The sequence below is a fragment of the Bradyrhizobium sp. SZCCHNR3119 genome (assembly GCF_032487775.1).
In the GTDB taxonomy this organism is placed as follows: domain Bacteria; phylum Pseudomonadota; class Alphaproteobacteria; order Rhizobiales; family Xanthobacteraceae; genus Bradyrhizobium.
The window spans coordinates 1,680,238-1,698,350 of record NZ_JAUEUV010000001.1 but is presented as its reverse complement, the minus strand read 5'-3'; the positions used below and the strand labels follow the sequence as shown (position 1 = coordinate 1,698,350).

Below are 18,113 nucleotides of genomic sequence, written 5' to 3'. Positions count from 1 at the left end.
TCCGGCACAGTTCACCGCTTCGTCTCCTTGCCCGAGATGGAAAGCAATTTACCGTCTTGCGCTGTGAAAGCCCTTGCTATCGTGGCTGGTGTAGCAAACGTGTCTGGAACGATGAGCGCGGCGTCGAGTTCGACATTGAAGACGCTCTCGAGTTCCGTAATCATGCGATAGAGCGAGAGCGAATCGTATGTCCATATGGCGGTCAGCGGGGTATCTCCCGTCAACGGCTGATCGGCATGTGGAAGCACCTGTCGAAGAGTCTCAATTACGAGGGCGATCTGCCGGAGGTCCCGATCGTGGCTCATGGGTCGCAGAGCCCCTCTTCGGCCAGAAGGGCACGTCGCGCGATCTTGCCAGTGCTCGTTTTTGGCAGGAGTTCGCGGATCAGGATCCGCTCGGGAATCATGTAGGCCGGAAGCCGATCTCGACACCAAGCGACAAGCGCGAGGGCCGTCGGCGAGCAACCCGGTGCTGGCGTAACAAACCCGAGCAATCGGTTCGTATAGTGAAGATCGGCTATCGTAACAACTGCGGATTCCGTGACGTCCGGGTGTGCTGAGAGTGTTGCTTCGACTTCGCAGAGATCTACGCGGAATCCGCGGACCTTGATCACGTCGTCACGTCGACCCTGAAAATGAAGAATGCCGGTTTCGTCCCAAAAGCCCCAATCACCGGTCCGATAGGCGGGAAAGGTCCTTTCGTTGAGCTTGACCATGAGTCGGCTGCTGGCCGTGAGTTCGGGGCTGTTGAGATAGCCAGGCGATACGGTTGGGCCAGAGATTGCAATCTCGCCTTCAGCCCCCTGTGTCGTGATGATGGATCCGTCTGTATCGATCACGAAGACATGCGTATCTGCTATCGGTGTGCCGATGGGAACGCGGGTGTCTGGCGCGGGAGCATGTTCCAGCTGGTAGGCGGTAACGACATTCGTCTCGATGGGACCGTAAAGGTTGAAGACCTTGATCCCGGGCAAGGCGGTCATGAGTTTCGCCAACTGTGCAGCGTGAAACACTTCTCCTGCATAAAGAAGCAATCTCAGCGACGGAAGGCCGGAGCGCAGCAAGGTGCTGCGCGATAGCAGCGCGATAAGCGCGGACGGGACAGCGTACAACACCGTGATGCTATGCGTCCGCAGAAATTGCAGCAGGGCTTCGGGGAAGCGCGCAACCGTATCGGTCACAGGATAAATGCAAGCCCCCCGCGCCAATCCGACATAGATATCGAACACCGGCAAGTCGAAATGCAGAGGCGCATGCACGGCAAGGCGGTCGGCGTAGGCTAGATCGAAATAGGTCAATGCCCAATTGACGAAGCCGGCTGCATTGCCGTGAGTAATCATGACACCCTTCGGAACGCCGGTGGATCCGGAGGTGTACAGGATGTAGGCTAAATCCTCATCCGAGACGGGACGATACGATCGGAATAGCGGCTTGCGATCTTTGTTCGGATCCAGGGGAGCTCGGTGCGCTGCCGCTGCGGTATCCAATGGACCAATCACCAGCGCAAGCTCGGACAATATCCGTGGGTGTTGTTCCCAATCGCGGCCATTAGCGCTGTCAATAACGATGGCTGCTGCTTGAGAATCGCGGAGTATGGAGATCTTGCGAGCCATCGGACTCTTTGGATCGAGTGGCACGTAGGTGCAGCCGGCGAGCAGAGCCGCGAGCATTGCAGCGATCGCTGCGGGAGACTTCTCAAGGCATAGTGCGATTCGTGCATTTGGTGGGAGTCGAGCAACGAACAGCTCGGCGAGCTGTTCCGCCCATGCGAGAAGTTCGCCATAGGTCAAATTGAGGGAATCTTGGACGATGGCGGGGGCGTCGGGGCTGTTGACGGCGGCCGAAATGATGCGGTGATGGATCAGCATCCGGATCTCCGAGCGCTCTCATCCGTCAGGCCAGGCGCGGCGACAATGGCGTCGCAGAGCCGCTCCGCAGCAGCGAGTTCTGCGGGCGCGATCTGCTCGACGATCAACCGAAAGGCGGCGTCGGTTGGGGACCGGCCGTCCCGCAATCTGCGCAGCGCAATATATGCAAACCCGCTTGCCTTGAGCCAGGGCTCCACGACGTTCTCCTGGAAATCGTTGACGAACGAGATCGGCAATCGATCAGGATGCGTGGTGGCAAGGTCTAACAGCCAGCGGCGGTGCAGGAGCCGCGTTCGCATCGCAAGCCAGCAATGGAGGGCAAAGGCACGCTGCGAATCCAGTTCGCTACCGACAGATCCAAAGTGATCTGCGAAGGAATGCAGCGCCTGATGATGGCCGACATTATGCAGAATTGCATTTGCATTATCATGCAGCGTGGAATTGATGTCGAGCGCGGGAGTCGTCGTGCGACGAATCGTCCACGCGATGCCGCGATGCTCGGATGAAAGTGCGTTCATGGATGCCGATAGCGCATCGAGCGAGACAGAGGTCGAGATCGGGTGCGCGTCACCCCATTCGGTCTTGACAAGATAAGCGTCGACGATCGCCGCCGACGAGCCGTCGATCGCGGTGACGATCGCTGAGTGGTCGATATGCTGGTTGCCGCAATAGGGCAGCCACGGCATATAATAGGCGTCGCCGAACACCAGAAATGGAAGCGCGGGTAGAGAGCCGGACAGGCCGACGTGAAGATCTGCCGCGCGTGTCAATGAGTGGCTCTCTATGGTGCAGCCAGCGTATCGCGCGATCATTTGAGAGATCGAGGAGCGCGCAAGGATCGGCGATGGGTGTCGTCCGCTCCTGCAGAACGAGAAGTGCCATTCAGCCGCGAATGGCGTACGCAGGTCGTGCACACCGGCAAAGTCGAGAAGAACGGCCAAGTTTGCCGCGATGCAATCAAGGGCATCGATGTCGACGCGGTCCCACCGTAAGGGTTGGGACGATTGCTCGCTGGTGCGGACGATCTCAGGTGAATTCGGCATCGACTGTTCCAGTGCGTCAGTGCGCGAGCATCAAGAGAAGCCGAATTGGTGGCGATCGCCAAGGGGCGGATGTCACGGCAAATGCCAGAGGCAGACATCGCGTGCCAGGTTAACAAACGTCCCTGCGGAGCGGATGACAGGTTACTCTTGTGCCGGTGTGCATTGGGGCGCTGATATTCGCGGCACGCATCCATGTCCGGCGATCGATGGCGAAAGTAACGTGCCGGATGGGCCAGCGCCACAAATTGGGTTGCCGGATATCGGAAGCAGAGGAAGATGGTCATGGAACAGTGCGTCGAAGCAGCAGGAATCCCGACCGGCTGGTACAATATCAACGCCGACCTTGGCTTCGAGTTGCCGCCTGATCTCCCGGCGCCGAGCTCATCTCACCCAAGCGACCTTCAGAAAGCCGATCTAAAGCCGCAATTGCCGCTGGAGCTCATGCGCCAGAGCCTCAGCAAGGAGCGTGACATCGAGATCCCCACGGCGGTGCGCGACCAGTACCGCTTGTGGCGACCGACCCCGCTCATCCGTGCGCGCCGGCTGGAGGAGCGGTTGGAGACAACTGCTCGGATCTACTATAAATACGAGGGCGGAAACGGAAGTGGGAGTCACAAGCTCAATACCGCCTTGGCGCAGGCGTACTACTACCGAGCTGCTGGTACACGCAGACTGACCACTGGAACGGGAGCCGGGCAGTGGGGCACTGCGCTCGCGATTGCGTGCCAGTCGTTCGGGCTGTCTTGCAAGGTCTATATGGTTGGAACCAGCTTCAAGCAGAAGCCGCATCGCAAGACGATCATGCAGCTTTACGGAGCTGAGATCGTATCCAGTCCGTCTCCAGGAACCAAGGCCGGTGCCCGATTGCTGCACGAAGGTTGGACGGACAGTGGGAACATCGCTTTCGCCATCGAAGAGGCGCTGGAAGACGCACTTTCGACGAAAGATACGCAGCTGTGCGTAGGGAGTGGCGAATCATATTCCATATTGCACCAGACGGTCATCGGAATTGAGGCGCGGCGGCAGTTGGCCGGACTGGGTGAAAAAGCGGATATCGTTATCGGTTGCCTCGGCGCCGGAAGCAATTTCGGCGGGCTCGCTTTTCCGTTCTTGGAGGAGCGTCTCCGCGGAGAGTCATCGATTCGCTGCATCTCAGTCGAGTCGACCGCGTGCGCCAAGCTGACGCGCGGGGTCTATCGATATGATTTCACGGATACATCGGGAATTACGCCGCTCCAGCAGATGTACACCTTGGGGCACCTCTATCGGACGCCGGCGCTCCACGCCGGCGGCCTCCGGTATCATGCCTGTTCGAAGTTGGTGAGCGCGCTGTATCACCGGGGACTCATCGAAGCGTTGGCGTATCCGCAAAGCGATGTATTCGAGAGCGCCGTTCTCTTTGCGCGTACGGAAGGAATTGTGCCAGCGCCGGAAGCGGCGCACGCCGTACACGCGGCAATCCAACAGGCAGACGTGGCCCGTAAGAGGGGGGCGGAGACCGTCATCGTATTCTGCCTGAGCGGTCACGGGTTGTTTGATATGGCGTCATACGCGGACTACCTGGAGGGGCGGCTGGAGGACGTCGAAGTGCCTGACAGTACGATTGCATCATCACTCGCGGCGCTGCCGGCAATCTGAACTGCGCGCTTGCGCTGCTGGAGACGGCGTATGGTCGAGAGAAATGTCCGAGAAATCGCGATTTCTGCGCTGCTGGATGGACGAAGCAGAGCAGCTGATAGCGTTCCAATTCTGGCCGATGACATGCCGCTCGGAGAAGCAGGGCTTGCAATCAGTTCGCTGGCGTTGTTGCGCGCATTCATCATTGTTGAGGATAAGCTCTGCGTCAGGATCGACGATGCGGCGGTGGCTGATGCGCAGTTCGCCACGGTGGGTGACTTTGTGCGATTCGTGACAAGAATTGACGCAGATCGGCAGACATAGATTGCGTGCTTGACGCGCCCGCCGGGAAAAAAGCGGTCGAAACGCATCTGTCGCGCCGATCGATCCGCTTAAGGCACAAATGTTACCATTTGCGGTTCGTCCGTTAGCTTGTGTGAGGGGGGGGGGCGCGATGTCGGACCGTCTTGAGGAGAAGTAGTGAGAATGCCCGTTTCATTTCGGCCTTCCAGTGTGATGCTGGATAAATGGGCGGCGGTGATCCCGTCAGGCTGGGAAACGCGGGCCTGAAGTCAGAAAGTCGGGTGTGGGCCATCGCAAGAGTAGGACTGGTCAAGGTGACGTTTGTCGAGGAGGAGTGGATGGCGAACTATAGCGGCGCTTTCGTCGATGCGCTTGAGACGCTAAAGGCCGAAGGTCGATATCGGACTTTCGTCAATCTGGCGCGAAGTCCTAGTGCGCCTCCAACCGCGCTCTGGCGTCCGCTAGGTGGCGCGCGATCGAAGAGTGTCACCGTCTGGTGCTCAAACGACTATCTCTGCATGAGTATGCACCCGGACGTGATCGGGGCGTCGGTGGAAGCGGCCCGCGTCTTCGGTACTGGTGCGGGAGGCACCCGAAACATCTCGGGGACCCATCAGAAGGTGATCGAGCTGGAGCACGAACTCGCCAGCTTGCATGGCAAGGAAGCGGCGCTCGTCTTCACATCCGGATGGATTTCGAACTTCGCCGCGATCTCGACGATCGCAACTCTCCTGCCGAACTGCCTGATCCTGTCCGACGCGGACAATCATAACTCGATGATCGAAGGCGTCCGGCGGTCCGGTTGCGAGAAGAAGATCTGGAACCATAACGATCTCGGCCATCTCGAACAGCTTCTCGCCGCGGAACCTCGCGAGCGCGCCAAACTCATCGTATTTGAAAGCCTTTATTCCATGAGCGGCAGTATTGCGCCGTTAGGCCAGATTGTGGGGCTGGCCGAACGCTACGGCGCCATGACTTACATCGACGAAGTTCATGCCGTGGGCCTCTATGGCGCTCAAGGAGGCGGCATCTCCGAGCGAGACGGTTTGGCCGATCGGATCGACGTGATCGAAGGCACGCTCGCCAAAGGGTTTGGCTCCCTGGGCGGCTACATCGCCGCCAGCGCGGCGATCGTCGATGCGATCCGTAGCTATGCGCCGTCCTTCATCTTCACGTCCACCATCCCGCCCAGTGTCGCCGCCAGCGCCACGGCAGCAATCCGTCATCTGCGACAGTCGAGCGACGAGCGCGACGCGCAGCAACGCACGGCGCGCAAGGTGAAGCAGGCGCTCCAGGATGCACGCCTGCCGGTCATGGACAACCCGTCCCATATCGTCCCAGTGCTGGTCGGCGATGCGCAGAAGTGCACCGCCGCAAGCAAGATGCTGATGGACAAACACGCGATATATGTTCAGCCCATCAACTACCCGACCGTCAATAAGGGCACCGAGCGTCTCCGTCTGACGCCTACGCCGGCCCATGACGACATGCATATCCAACTGCTGGCCGCCGCGCTCACGGATGTCTGGACAGCTCTCGACCTTCCCTTCGACGACCTCGCAAGCCCAAGCTCCGATCGCCATCACCGGACGCATGCCGCCCAAACGGTGAGGGACAAGGCCGATCTTCAATCTATTCTCGCGGGGTGATCGAACGTCCCGATGCGACGTGCCGTCAGTTATGGAGAGCACTGTCATGACCCGTCCCAAGTACAAGGTCCTGCTCGTCACCCAGCACTATCACCCGATCCATCTGGCCGATGACCGCATCTATATCGTCGAACCGATTCAGTACGAGGTTCTTGCCTCGTTGCTGGACCGGGATGAAGTTGCGATATCGCTGCTCGACCAGCGCCTCGATCGACGCCCATCAGCGTTGTTGGATACGCTTAAGCGGGTGCGCCCCGACTTCGTCGGATTTACATCCTGGACCATGCATGTCAGCCTCGTTCGCGCGCAGGCAGCCCTGGTCAAACAGTTCGACCCCTCGATCACGGTCGCGGTCGGCGGCCATCACGCCGGCTTGAGCCCTGCCGACTTTGCCGATCCGAACATCGACTATGTGATGATGGGAGAGGCCTACCAGTCCTTCCGGGACCTCATCCAGCGCTGCCGCGACAGCGAGCGCGACGTCTCCGACCTCGCCGGCGTCGCATGGCAGGAGGACGGTGTGTTTTTTTCGAACGGTACGGCTGCCGTTCCGAGGACATTCGATCTTGACAGCCTCCCTATTCCGGATCGGAGCATTCTCGGCGACTATAAGGGGCAGTACTATCACCTCTGGTGGAAACCCGTTGCGGCTCTTCGAACGTCAATGGGATGTCCCGCGCGGTGTTCGTTCTGTAACTTATGGCGCCCAAATCTCGGAAAGTTTCTGACCTGGAGTCCGGAGTACATCGTCGATTATCTCAAGACGATCGACGAGCCGTATGTCATATTCACGGACGATCATTTTTTTGGCGATGGGCGCCGTGCCCATGCCATCGGTGAGGCTATTCTTCGATCCGGCATCAAGAAGCAGTACCTGTTCTACAGCCGCGCCGACGCAATCGTCAGAGACCCGAGTCTTGTTGAATTGTGGTCGCGGGTCGGCCTCAAGCGTCTCCGAATGGGCCTGGAAAGCTACTCCGATTCCGAATTGGGCGCGATGGAAAAAGGCAGCTCCGTTGCGCACAACGACAAGGCCATCGAGATCCTCAAGAAGCATCAAGTCCTGATCGAGGGGCTTTTCATCGTTGGGGTCGACTATACCGCGGACCAGTTTGCAAATCTGACGAACTACATCCGGAGCCGTAAGATCGATATCCCGAATATCACCGTCGCGACACCGATGCCGGGCACGACCGATTTCACCAGGAGCGAAGCTTCGCTCACCTACAGAAACCCGACGTATTACGATTTCCAGCACGCCGTTCTTCCGACCAAACTGGACATCAAGGAATACTGCCGCCTCTACGGCAAGATGCTGCTCAAGGTTCAACGTCCGCCGCTGGAGCAGATACGGCGAATCGGCTTCTGGAAATTCCTTTGGAACGTGCCCTCTTTCTGGCTCTATTTCCTTCGGGTCTATACCTCGCACAAGCATTACGGCTCCGTCGAACGGAACTCGGCCGAGATGCCGACCATTCCGTGGGTGGACCGTCGAGTCGCGGCTTGCGCTAGCAAGAGCAGCGTGCATGACCAGCAGAGCGTCTCCGACGATCACATCGATCTGCTGGTTCCGACGGGGACAACGCCATGACCGACCACGACGACATTTTGAACGACATCAAATTGCGCCTTGGAAACCCCGATGACTTCGCCTCGCTTCAGGCGCTTCGGGAGGAGGTGTTCTGCGATGAGCTTGGCATACAGGAGCGATCATATCACGACGTGATATCCGACTGGCACTCCAAGAATGTCCTCCTGTTGTCGAGCAATCGCCTGATCGGCGCTGTCCGCTTGGCTTACATGCGCGAATGGCAGGAGTACTATGTCAGTTATCTCTGCCTGAGAAAGCAGTATCGCAAGAAGGCCCTGCTGCGATTGTTGTTCGGCGCGGTCATCCTTTTGATGAGACACAATGGAATAAATTCCATCAGAGCCGATTCGTCCGATGTGAATTTGCCGATGTACAGGGCGATGGGCTGTGTCGCCATCGGGCCCCGCTTCAGGAAGTCCGGCTTTGTCTGCGAGTGGACACCGATGAGATACAGGCTCGGTATCAATGCAGCAGCCGAGCAGAATCTCGCAGAACGTACGACCGGCCATTTCGAACGCGGGATGGAAAACAATCTCGCCTGGGAGTTCGACGCCGTGTTTCACCTATGCGGCACGATGGCAGGATTTCGGAGAACCTTTGACGCTCTGCTCGAAAAGAATCTCGTCCCTGGACATGTTCCACATCTGAGTCTTTCGCGCCAATTCGCCCAGTTGCCGTACGATCGCGCATTCATCTCTCGGTTGAATACGACCGAGGCATCATCTCACGAAATCGATTTCCGATCAGACGACATATCGATAACTCCAGCCCCGCTCTCGTGCTCTGATCAATCGACGGAGTGGCGGAATGATCGATTTTCGGATCTGAATTCCACGCTCCCGCGCAAGCACCTGCTGATGGTTTTGGCAGGCTCTGATGCGGCGCCGTTGGCTAGGTTATACGCAATCCTGACCTGTAAGTACCTGATCGAATTGGCGAGCTGGGACGAGGCGCCGCATTTGTGCCAGCTGACAACCGGAAGCCTGACCGCGATCATCGGACCCGCGGATGCGCTGCCGCCGGCTGCCGTTCTGTCGGCGCTCCAACGCGATTGCAGCGTCGGGCTGCTGACCGCCCCTGACCTGCCCTCCCTTTCTTCCGCACTTCTAGGTTCGTATTTCCATTTTATCGGCCCAACACAAAGCGCGATTGCGATACGTCGGCTGGATCACGGAAATGGCGCCGGAGCGGTCGAGGCCCACTCACGTGCCATTGATCAGGTTCTACCCGTTACCGCGTGCGGCTCAGACCGGGTATCCATCGTCTTGAGCCCTCACCACTCGGTGATTGTCCCGGCGGAGGTCTGCCGGGCTGCGGCCGGGGCGATCTCGGCATCGCTGCGCGCGGGTTGCACAATCGGGCAATCCGTCCGAGACGCGGGCATCGAACTCGGATTGAACCGCGACGCACCGATGCTGCTCATCGGCGACCCCATTCTGCGCTTGAACGTCGCCACGCCGGAGACCAGCGTCGAGGATATGCGTCAGTTAACCGTCGTCTCGGGTTGATGGCAGCGTGAACAGCGCGAGTGCGGTTCTGGCGTCGGCAGCGATCCTGGCAGAATGGGCGCTATACGCCCTCTTGTCATGCTGTCTGGCGGGATTGATCGTGATGGCGGCGATTTTCGCTCGCGCGATGCCACGTCGCGGCGGACGCTGCGGATTGCCTGGATTGTCGCAGGAGGTCAGGGTCTACTACGACAAGCATGGCGTCCCCCACATATTTTCCAATGATTTCCTGGATGCCGCGCGAGTGCTCGGCTATTTGCACGCCAGCGACCGCCTGTTCCAGATGGAAATCCACCGACGCGCAGGTCAGGGACGCCTTTCCGAGATCTTTGGATCTGAATTCGTCGACACGGACAAGGTCGTTCGCGTCTTGGGTCTTTACAGGCTCGCCGAGAGCAGCCTGGCAGCGCTCTCCGACGAAACACGCGCCACGCTCACGGCCTACGCCGATGGCGTCAATGCGTTCTTGTCCGCCCACCGGCGCAAGCTCCCTTTTGAAATGGTCGCCTTGAGAATCCGGCCGGAGCCGTGGTCGCCGGTCGATACGATCGTCTGGGGCAAGCTCATGGCTTGGCAGATGAGCCGGAACTACCTCGCCGAATTGAATCGCGCGGAGTTGAGCCGGACGATCGGCGCCCAGGATGCCCGGCTCTTCTACCCCGATTCCATGCGCGATGAGCCGGCGCCGGCAATGAGTGGTCCCGCTCACGCCGATCGATCCCTTGCTCCGGACAGGCTCGATTCGTTGATCGGAGCGGCGAACGGCGCGTCAAACGCCTGGGTTGTATCTGGTAAGCATACCGTCAGCCGCAAGCCGCTCCTCGCCAATGACCCGCATCTCGACGTCTCTTGCCCGGTGCTCTGGTTCCTGTGTCGCATTGTGACTCCCGACGGGTGGGTGAAGGGAGCAGGCGTACCCGGCATCCCCATGATCCTGCTTGGGCAGAATGAGCACATCGCATGGGGGACCACGGCGGCGATGTCCGATGTCCAGGACCTGTTTGTTGAAACCTTGGATCCGGCCGACCCGACAAGATATCTCGCCCAGGACATCTCGCTCGCATTCGAGTCACGCGAGGAGACAATTCGGGTCCGGGGAGCTCCCGACCTCAAGATCACCGTGCGCACATCGCGGCATGGGCCAGTGCTGTCCGACGTCGTGCCACGTGTTGCCTCACTTGCGGGCAGCACCAGCGCCGTCGCCCTGTCGTTTAGCGGCCTGGGAGATCGCGACCGTACGGCCGAGGCGTTCCTTAAACTCAATCGTGCGCGGAATTGGAAGGAATTCCAGGACTGTCTGCAGGTTTACGAGACGCCTGCGCAAAACATGTTCTATGCCGACGCATCCGGCAACATCGGCTTGATCGGCCTCGGTCTGGTTCCCACGCGGAAGTCGGGACATGGTCTGCATCCCGCGCCCGGATCATCCGGCGAGGCGGACTGGTCCGGTTACATCCCGTTCGAGCACATGCCACATCTGTTCAACCCTGACGTGGGATACATCCACAACGCGAATCGATCGGTTGAGCCTTGTCGGCAGGATATGTTCATGGGATGCGACTGGGAGGAGCCGTATCGCGCGCAACGGATTCAGCATTTTTTCGACACCATCAAGTTGCACTCTTTGGACACGTCCGCAGACATGCAAGCCGATCACCTGTCGCTTGCTGCCCGCGATCTCCTGCCGCTGTTGCTCCGCGCCACCCCGTCCAGTTCGATGGGACGGCAGGCAATTGCGCTCATATCGAAGTGGGACGGCAAGATGGATAAGGACCGGCCGGAGCCGCTCATTTTTACAGCGTGGGTGCAGGCTCTCCGCCGGATCCTGATCGACGAGAAGACGACGCTGAGGCTCGAGCATCTCGGCCCCTGCGCGGCTTCGCTCCTCAAGAAGCTTGTCCTGGAACACCCGAAATGGTGCAGATCAGATGAGGATGCAGATCCGGAGTGTCGCGCCTGCCTGACCCGAGCGCTCGAAGAAGCAGTTGTTTTTCTCTCGAAGCGCCGTGGATCTGACATCACGAGATGGAGATGGGGCGACGAACATGTCTCGACCCTTTCCCACGGCTTCTATTCGCGGATCCCGATCTTGAGATGGCTGAGCGACCTGAGCATCGGAAGTGACGGAGACCTGTACACGCTTAACAGCGGAAGTGCGTTTCAACCGCGCCAAGACCGCCCGTTCGAGCGAAAACACGTCCCCACTTTTCGAGGCCTGTATGATCTCGCCGATCCGGATCAGTCCCGGTTTATGATCGCCACCGGCCAGTCGGGTCACATCTTCTCCCGCTTCTATGGAAATCTCACTTCGCTTTGGAATGACGTCCAGGCCATCAAGCTTGCCGGCGACGAGATTGCCTTGCAGCGCGACAGTGCAACCTGCATGAGATTCATTCCATCGGCATGATGAGACGAGAAGCATGGTCGTCGATAAACTGACGTTGGTTCGTCCCAACGAGACCGGGTCCGACGTGCTGGACACCCCTTTGCCGGCGGCCGGCGACCGAGCCGGACGATCCCTTCCCTATTTGTCCGGGCTGATTGCGGTTCTGTTCTGGGGGACGACGCCGGCTGCGACCGTGCTGGTCGCCCACGACCTCGCCTCGTCCTTGATCGGACCGTCTCGGCTCCTGCTGGCAGCAGCGTTTCTCCTGCCGATCACCATCATTTTCCGGCCACCACTCCCGACCGATAAAGGAGGCTGGATTGCTTTGGCAATCAACGGCGTGGTCGGATTCGGCGGTTCTTTTTTCCTGCAAGGCCTCGGCTTCTCGCGAACATCAACGTCTCACGCCGCCCTGATCCTGGCCTGCGCCCCCGTGATGACGGCAATCATACAAAACATACTGTCGCGAACATTTCCGCGCCCTCTCTGGCTTGTCGGCAGCGCGATCGCGTTATGCGGCGAAACATTGTTGATCTTCGCTCGGTTCAGCGCGGATGCCGTCAGCAGTGGGACCGTCGTCGGAGACATCATCGTTCTGATTGGCACTGTGACGGTGAGCATCGGATATGTCGCGGGCGCCAGGTTATCGGCACGAATTGGGTTGTTTGGCGCCACGGCGTGGTCGATCGTGTTCGGTGCCCTCTTTATGCTGCCTCTGGCGCCGACTCTCCTGGATTCTCTCGGGGCCTTGACGGCGGTGAGCGGCGGAGCCCTGATTTTCCTCGCCGTTTTCTGTACCCTGATCGGCTTTGCCGCATGGTTCTGGGCTTTGGACAAAGGTGGCGTGTCAGCGATCGCACCTCTTCAGTTCGGCCAGCCCATCGTGTCGCTTGTGATCGCGACGATGTTTCTCGGCGAGCATTTTTCACTGCTGATGCTTGTTTCGGTCGGGCTTGTTCTTGCAGGCGTATATATTTGCCGACGATCCGCACCCCTAAGATCCGGGCCGGTTGACCGATAGCGGCTCTTAAAACGGCAATGGGCCATGGAACCGGCGCTGCTCGTCGAATTCTCTATGGCTTCCAATGCCAGAATCTACGTGCAGCTCCAGCCGATACCTAGTTGCTACAGCATTCCGGGAGGCGTGCCGCCGGCGGCGCTCGACGCGTTTGCAGCAAAAGTGTCATTCCGCCTGCAATATTGACCCCCTACAGATTAGTCTGTTGCGCTGCCTGCGAATGATTGCAACTGAGGCTCTTTGGACGTTCGCTGCGTTGTTGCGGGGGAAGCTGGAAATCCACTTGATCCTGAATGTTTGAATAGGGCCCATGATTGCCGCAGGCAGGGTATTTGCCCGTGCTGTCTGGTTATCCGGAAAACGAAGAAAATAGCTATCGGGGTTTACGACGTGGCCCTGTTTGTGCAGGACATAGGTAGACTTCATGAGGTCGACTATCTCGGTGTGCGCTGCCGCGAGCAGCGTCTTGATTGTCTCACCCGAAATAACATGGAATTTGTGGTCTTCGGGCATGGGCACATCGGAGTTCAGTTGCTTCACGATCGCCGATCGCTGGAGCTGATATCGACGTCCATTGACGTGGTCGGCTGCGATCTAAGATTTAATAGTAATCTTAAGGCTACTTTTGCGTCAATGCCGAATCTTGCGAGCGGCTGCGTTTGAGTTGGTTACGACCAATAAAAAAAGCGGTCTTGTGTCTCGGCTCGCCGACCGCGTGTCGTTTCGGATGAGCTGTACCGATTCTGGCTATTGCGGGGCGTGATCTCTGAATGGATGCCTAAATATTGATCGTTGCGGCGGGTCCAACGCGCAGATTGAGTTGAAGCTCATGTGTGATCCATAGAAGTTTGTAGCTGCGTCGCGGCGGAGTTGCGCGGCATACATTCTTCGAATGTCGCTGGCGTGGTGGCGTCAGGGTACTTGCTAATAGATGCAAACAACGAGTCGGCCGTCGCAAATCGTGTAGGACATTGCTTTGTGCGTGATGTCCATTGACATTGATGGGCGCGCATGATCCTATCGCGGTAAGGAAGTAGTACAAGTGATGCATCCGAAGATAGAGTGGCTGTTTTGGGAGGGCGCATGAGCCGCGAACACCGGCGATTTTTCCTTGACCTCAAAGAAAATCGTTCGATGCAGGAGGAGGTCGCGAGCGGGCCGCCAGATGCCGAAGCTATAGCTGTCTATGCAGCGGCTAGGGGCTACGCGATCGATGTTTCTGAGATCGAGGCAAATATCGGGGCGATATTGTGGATCGCGCGCGTGGGCGAGGATATAGATCATGCATGATGGCGAGGGACGTTGCGTCGAGTTGGGGCAAGTTGCTGAGCAAATGTCAGATCGTCCGGGTCTCAATATGACGCGCTCGAAGATCGAGGCGTTTGCAGAGGACGGCTTCGTCGTGGTCGAGCAGATTCTGGCCCCGGATGAAGTTGAACTCATCAAAGGGCGCTATGAAAAACTGTTCCGTGGTGAATTCGAGACGAGTCTGGTGCCGGACGAGTTGAACTGGTTGCAGGGGCGTGATGCAGAGGATCGAACGAGGCAGATCTGCAATGGCTGGAAGTCGGATCGCTATATCGCAGACGTCGTGTTGCGTCCGGAAATCGGACGTGCCTGCGCGACGCTCGGAGGGTGGCCAGGGGCTCGACTGAGTCAGGATAACCTCATTTGGAAACCGTCCGGCGGCAAGCCGCTGGGTTTCCATCAGGACAGCTCGTACGAGCGATGGTGCATTCCGAGTGATTGGGTCAGTTGTTGGATTGCGCTCGACGACACCACAGCTCACGGCGGGACAGTCGAATATGTCCGAGGATCTCACCGATGGGAGGAGTCGGGCATGATCAGGCAGTTTCATGCGCCTGATGATCCGCACGAGGATCTGAAAGTTGCCGCTCAGCGCGCCGGGGTTAATCGCCTGGATCTAGTCCCGATCGAGGTTCCGGCTGGCGCGGGCGTGTTTCATTCTGGCTGGACATGGCACGGGTCGGATGTAAACCGCAGCGATCGGCCAAGGCGTGCGCTTGTCGCTCATTGTATGAGTTCGGAGGCGCGATTTCATCCTTCATTCGTCGGCTACATCTACAGCCGTTATAAGCGGTTTGGAGACGATATAATGGATGAAACGCACTTTCCGATTATTTGGCGAGAGGATGGCTATTGCTCGCCCTTCATCGGCCCGTATCGCCGGCGGGAAATATCTTGGGGAGCCACGCAATACGCTGGACCCGACACTCCGAGCGGCGCGAGCTAAGCTCGCCATGGTCGATGTCGGCGCGACATGAACTGGCCGAGCGGCCGCATGGCGGCAGCGGGACCGGAAGTTGGGTGTATGTATCTGGCTTGTTCGTAGGTAGGGACTCGAGTGGGTATGTCATTCGCTTATGCGTATCTGGTCCACTCCGATACCGACCGACGTCAGATGCTCAATACCATGGGCCTATCTGGTATCGATGAGCTGTTTGCCACGATACCTGACGACCTGCGTCTTTCGCGGCCTCTTGATCTACCTGCGCCACTGACTGCAATCGAGTTGCAGCGCGCAATGCGGCGAGCAGCGGCCGATTGTGAGACGACGTTGTCGCATCTCAACTTTCTGGGAGGTGGCTTCTATGATCACTTCGTGCACCCGGTGGTCGATGCGATCGTCAGCCGCGGCGAATTCCTGACGTCATATACGCCGTACCAGCCAACTATCAGCCAGGGGATGCTTGGCGCGCTCCATGATTATCAGGCGCTGACTTCCCGGATTGCCGGTCTGCCGGTCGTAAATTCGTCCTGTTACGACGGGGCTACCGCGATGGCGGATGCGGCGTGGATGGCGTGCACGGCGACGGGTCGACGAACGGTCGTGCTTGCGCGAACCGTCTGGCCCGAATGGCGCGACATCGTCACCCTTTATCTGTCAGGACGAGGTGTGCGGACCGCCATCGCCGGTCACGACAACGGCACCGGACGAATGAAAATGAACGAATGTGACGCAGACGATGTTGCCGCGGTGATTTGCCAGTGTCCCAATGCTCTCGGTGTCATCGAAGACATCTCTGCCATCGCCGCAACATCTCATTCACGAGGGAGTCTGGCGATCGCCGCATTCAACCCCCTTTTGAGTGGCGTCGCCGAGCCGCCGGGCAGGCTCGGAGCAGACATCGTCTGCGCAGAGGGGCAGCCACTTGGACTTTACTTGAACGGTGGCGGGCCAGGGCTTGGCATGCTGGCGTGTAGCGCGTCTCTAGCGCCTTACATGACCGGGCGGATTGTTGCGGCGTCCGAGCGGATTGAATCGGGCCGGTATGAACTGGTCCGGCAGGAGCGCGAGCAGCACGTCGCGCGGGAGCGCGCCTTAAGCAACATCTGCTCAAACCAGGCGCTGTGCGCGGTTCGTGTAGCGGTTCATCTGACCCTTCTCGGGGAGACAGGGTATGCCGCTCTTGCGCGGACCAATATGCGGCTTGCGCAGCGTCTGATGGGTCTGCTGACCGACCTGCCCGGTGTTACGCGACCATATTCGGGTCCGTTTTTCAACGAGTTTACGCTTCGTCTGCCTTGTCCTGCCGGGCCGGTGTTGGCTGCCCTGCGGAAGGAGGGAATATTCGGCGGCCTGGAGATGAGCTGGACTGGTGTCGACACCGATATTCTCGTCGCCGTTACCGAGACAAAGACCGAAGACGATCTGAGTTTCTATGCGGAGAAGCTCGCAGAAATCATCGCCGGGAAAATGAGCCATGTATGAGCTGTATGATCCGTCTGATCGCGTGGCCGTCGCGGCTCCGGAGATGAATTTCAGGCCGTTCGAGATTGATCCGGCGGTGATGTCCGCATCCACGGTCGCGCCCACGCGCAGCGCGCTCGGTCTTCCGTCGCTGTCTGAATTCGAGGTTGTCAGGTACTTCACCCGCCTCACGCACGACAACTACGGCGTTGATGTCGGGCCGTATCCGCTCGGATCATGTACGATGAAGTACAATCCAAAGCTTCACGACGCGCTCGCCGGATTGGACGGCTTTCGCTATCTGCATCCCGGACAGCCGGCAGAGAGCATGCAGGGTCTTCTGACCATTCTCCACGAGCTCGAGGGGCTGCTCTGCACGTTGACGGGAATGGACGGCGTCAGCTTGGCGCCAGCCGCAGGTGCGCACGCCGAGCTCGCCGGCATGTTCGTGGTTCGCAAGCACTTCGAGACCAAGGGGCAGTCCCGACCTGTGGTGCTGGTTGCCGATTCCGCGCACGGAACCAATCCATCATCTGCCGCGATGGCCGGATTCGACGTCAAGATGATCCCGACGACCAACAGGGGGATGATGGATATGCGTGCGCTCGAACGGGCACTGTCGCCTGCCGTTGCCGCATTGATGCTCACGAACCCTTCGACATATGGGCTGTTCGAGGAGAACATTCGACAAATCGGCGAAATGGCGCATGATCACGGCGCCCTCATGTATTACGACGGAGCCAATCTCAACGCCTTGATGGGGATATGCCGTCCGGGCGACATGGGCTTCGACATCGTTCACGTCAATACGCATAAATCTCTTGCCACGCCGCATGGAGGGGGCGGTCCCGGATCCGGCCCGCTCGGGGTGAAATCGTTCCTGACCGAACTTCTTCCGGTGCCCCGCATCGAGCGAAATCCTGAGGGGACGTTCCACTTGTCGGCCGGAAACGGGGCGAGTATCGGCCGTATCAAATGTTACCTCGGTCATGTCGAAATTCTTCTGCGCGCCTTTCAATATATCCGGGCAATGGGAGCCGAGGGGCTGAGAAGAGCCAGCGAAGACGCTGTTCTGAATGCGAATTATCTGAAGTTCAAGTTGCGCGACGTGTGCCCGTCCGTGTTCCCGGAGCCAAGTCTGCACGAATGCCTGCTCTATGCCCGCGAACGCCGCTTGTCCGTGACCGAGATCGCGGAGCGGATTATCGAGGACGGGCTGCATCCGCCGAGCATAGTGGGCGCCGGCTGCGTCTACTTTCCGAACGAGCTAAAGGACGCACTGCTGTTCGAGCCGACGGAAACAGAGTCGAGAACGGAACTTGATAATATGGCCGGCAAGCTTCGTGGGATTCTTGCGAACGTAGCCGATCCTGCTCGATAGCGGCAGCCCGAAGATAGTCAATATGTCGACAGTGTAGT

At 58.8% G+C, this 18,113-nt stretch carries 15 protein-coding genes; 11 read left to right on the top strand and 4 right to left on the bottom strand.

Annotation, left to right across the window (positions count from 1 at the left end; translation table 11 throughout):
* Positions 1-11 precede the first annotated feature (11 nt).
* From QX034_RS08105 to QX034_RS08095, 3 genes are read right to left on the bottom strand one after another with little or no spacing between them, the layout of a single operon-like run.
* Positions 12-305 (bottom strand): acyl carrier protein, encoded by a 294-nt coding sequence (locus QX034_RS08105; RefSeq protein WP_316195234.1) that lies wholly within the window; start codon positions 303-305, stop codon positions 12-14.
* Positions 302-1,867 (bottom strand): amino acid adenylation domain-containing protein, encoded by a 1,566-nt coding sequence (locus QX034_RS08100; RefSeq protein WP_316195233.1) that lies wholly within the window; start codon positions 1,865-1,867, stop codon positions 302-304. Before QX034_RS08100 ends, QX034_RS08105 begins: the two co-directional genes overlap by 4 nt.
* On the bottom strand, positions 1,861-2,808 hold the full coding sequence (locus tag QX034_RS08095; protein ID WP_316195232.1) for a hypothetical protein: 948 nt from the start codon (positions 2,806-2,808) through the stop codon (positions 1,861-1,863). The genes QX034_RS08100 and QX034_RS08095 overlap by 7 nt, the downstream gene beginning before the upstream one ends.
* Positions 2,809-3,186: 378 nt before the next feature.
* On the opposite strand from QX034_RS08095, the gene QX034_RS08090 reads away from it, so the two are divergent.
* The 7 genes from QX034_RS08090 (at position 3,187) to QX034_RS08060 (ending at position 12,985) form a co-directional block, all read left to right on the top strand.
* A complete protein-coding gene (locus tag QX034_RS08090) occupies positions 3,187-4,548 on the top strand; it encodes a TrpB-like pyridoxal phosphate-dependent enzyme (RefSeq protein ID WP_316195230.1) in 1,362 nt (453 codons plus the stop codon).
* A 30-nt stretch (positions 4,549-4,578) separates the two neighbouring features.
* Positions 4,579-4,851, top strand: coding sequence for a hypothetical protein (locus tag QX034_RS08085; protein ID WP_316195229.1), 273 nt, complete (start codon positions 4,579-4,581; stop codon positions 4,849-4,851).
* Positions 4,852-5,168: 317 nt separating this feature from the next.
* Complete coding sequence (hemA, locus tag QX034_RS08080) at positions 5,169-6,479, top strand: 5-aminolevulinate synthase (protein ID WP_316195228.1); 1,311 nt, start codon at positions 5,169-5,171, stop codon at positions 6,477-6,479.
* A gap of 46 nt (positions 6,480-6,525) precedes the next feature.
* The gene (locus QX034_RS08075) at positions 6,526-8,070 is read left to right on the top strand and encodes a B12-binding domain-containing radical SAM protein (protein WP_316195226.1); all 1,545 of its coding nucleotides are present in this window, start codon (positions 6,526-6,528) and stop codon (positions 8,068-8,070) included.
* On the top strand, positions 8,067-9,578 hold the full coding sequence (locus QX034_RS08070; RefSeq protein ID WP_316195225.1) for a GNAT family N-acetyltransferase: 1,512 nt from the start codon (positions 8,067-8,069) through the stop codon (positions 9,576-9,578). The genes QX034_RS08075 and QX034_RS08070 overlap by 4 nt, the downstream gene beginning before the upstream one ends.
* Positions 9,579-9,585: 7 nt before the next feature.
* Positions 9,586-11,985: a penicillin acylase family protein gene (locus QX034_RS08065; protein WP_316195222.1), complete on the top strand. Its 2,400-nt coding sequence runs from the start codon at positions 9,586-9,588 to the stop codon at positions 11,983-11,985.
* A gap of 13 nt (positions 11,986-11,998) precedes the next feature.
* Positions 11,999-12,985 carry a DMT family transporter gene (locus QX034_RS08060; protein WP_316195221.1) on the top strand — a complete coding sequence of 329 codons (987 nt, stop codon included), beginning with the start codon at positions 11,999-12,001 and terminating at the stop codon, positions 12,983-12,985.
* A gap of 162 nt (positions 12,986-13,147) precedes the next feature.
* On the opposite strand, the gene QX034_RS08055 is transcribed toward QX034_RS08060, so the two are convergent.
* A complete protein-coding gene (locus tag QX034_RS08055; RefSeq protein ID WP_316195219.1) occupies positions 13,148-13,522 on the bottom strand; it encodes a hypothetical protein in 375 nt (124 codons plus the stop codon).
* A 543-nt stretch (positions 13,523-14,065) separates the two neighbouring features.
* Between QX034_RS08055 and QX034_RS08050 the strand changes: the two genes are divergently transcribed.
* The 4 genes from QX034_RS08050 (at position 14,066) to gcvPB (ending at position 18,075) form a co-directional block, all read left to right on the top strand.
* On the top strand, positions 14,066-14,272 hold the full coding sequence (locus QX034_RS08050; protein WP_316195217.1) for a hypothetical protein: 207 nt from the start codon (positions 14,066-14,068) through the stop codon (positions 14,270-14,272).
* Positions 14,265-15,236 carry a phytanoyl-CoA dioxygenase family protein gene (locus QX034_RS08045; protein WP_316195216.1) on the top strand — a complete coding sequence of 324 codons (972 nt, stop codon included), beginning with the start codon at positions 14,265-14,267 and terminating at the stop codon, positions 15,234-15,236. Before QX034_RS08050 ends, QX034_RS08045 begins: the two co-directional genes overlap by 8 nt.
* Positions 15,237-15,353: 117 nt before the next feature.
* Positions 15,354-16,715: an aminomethyl-transferring glycine dehydrogenase subunit GcvPA gene (gcvPA, locus tag QX034_RS08040; protein WP_316195214.1), complete on the top strand. Its 1,362-nt coding sequence runs from the start codon at positions 15,354-15,356 to the stop codon at positions 16,713-16,715.
* Positions 16,708-18,075 carry an aminomethyl-transferring glycine dehydrogenase subunit GcvPB gene (gene gcvPB, locus QX034_RS08035; RefSeq protein WP_316195212.1) on the top strand — a complete coding sequence of 456 codons (1,368 nt, stop codon included), beginning with the start codon at positions 16,708-16,710 and terminating at the stop codon, positions 18,073-18,075. The genes gcvPA and gcvPB overlap by 8 nt, the downstream gene beginning before the upstream one ends.
* The last annotated feature ends 38 nt before the right edge of the window (positions 18,076-18,113 follow it).

Bases quoted from the DNA above. Each gene is read 5' to 3' on its own strand.
- gcvPB (WP_316195212.1), top strand. From the start codon at position 16,708: ATGTATGAGCTGTATGATCCGTCTGATCGCGTGGCCGTCGCGGCTCCG.
- QX034_RS08050 (WP_316195217.1), top strand. From the start codon at position 14,066: ATGAGCCGCGAACACCGGCGATTTTTCCTTGACCTCAAAGAAAATCGT.
- QX034_RS08100 (WP_316195233.1), bottom strand. From the start codon at position 1,867: ATGCTGATCCATCACCGCATCATTTCGGCCGCCGTCAACAGCCCCGAC.
- QX034_RS08105 (WP_316195234.1), bottom strand. From the start codon at position 305: ATGAGCCACGATCGGGACCTCCGGCAGATCGCCCTCGTAATTGAGACT.
- QX034_RS08045 (WP_316195216.1), top strand. From the start codon at position 14,265: ATGCATGATGGCGAGGGACGTTGCGTCGAGTTGGGGCAAGTTGCTGAG.
- gcvPA (WP_316195214.1), top strand. From the start codon at position 15,354: ATGTCATTCGCTTATGCGTATCTGGTCCACTCCGATACCGACCGACGT.
- hemA (WP_316195228.1), top strand. From the start codon at position 5,169: ATGGCGAACTATAGCGGCGCTTTCGTCGATGCGCTTGAGACGCTAAAG.
- QX034_RS08070 (WP_316195225.1), top strand. From the start codon at position 8,067: ATGACCGACCACGACGACATTTTGAACGACATCAAATTGCGCCTTGGA.
- QX034_RS08090 (WP_316195230.1), top strand. From the start codon at position 3,187: ATGGTCATGGAACAGTGCGTCGAAGCAGCAGGAATCCCGACCGGCTGG.
- QX034_RS08075 (WP_316195226.1), top strand. From the start codon at position 6,526: ATGACCCGTCCCAAGTACAAGGTCCTGCTCGTCACCCAGCACTATCAC.
- QX034_RS08085 (WP_316195229.1), top strand. From the start codon at position 4,579: ATGGTCGAGAGAAATGTCCGAGAAATCGCGATTTCTGCGCTGCTGGAT.
- QX034_RS08060 (WP_316195221.1), top strand. From the start codon at position 11,999: ATGGTCGTCGATAAACTGACGTTGGTTCGTCCCAACGAGACCGGGTCC.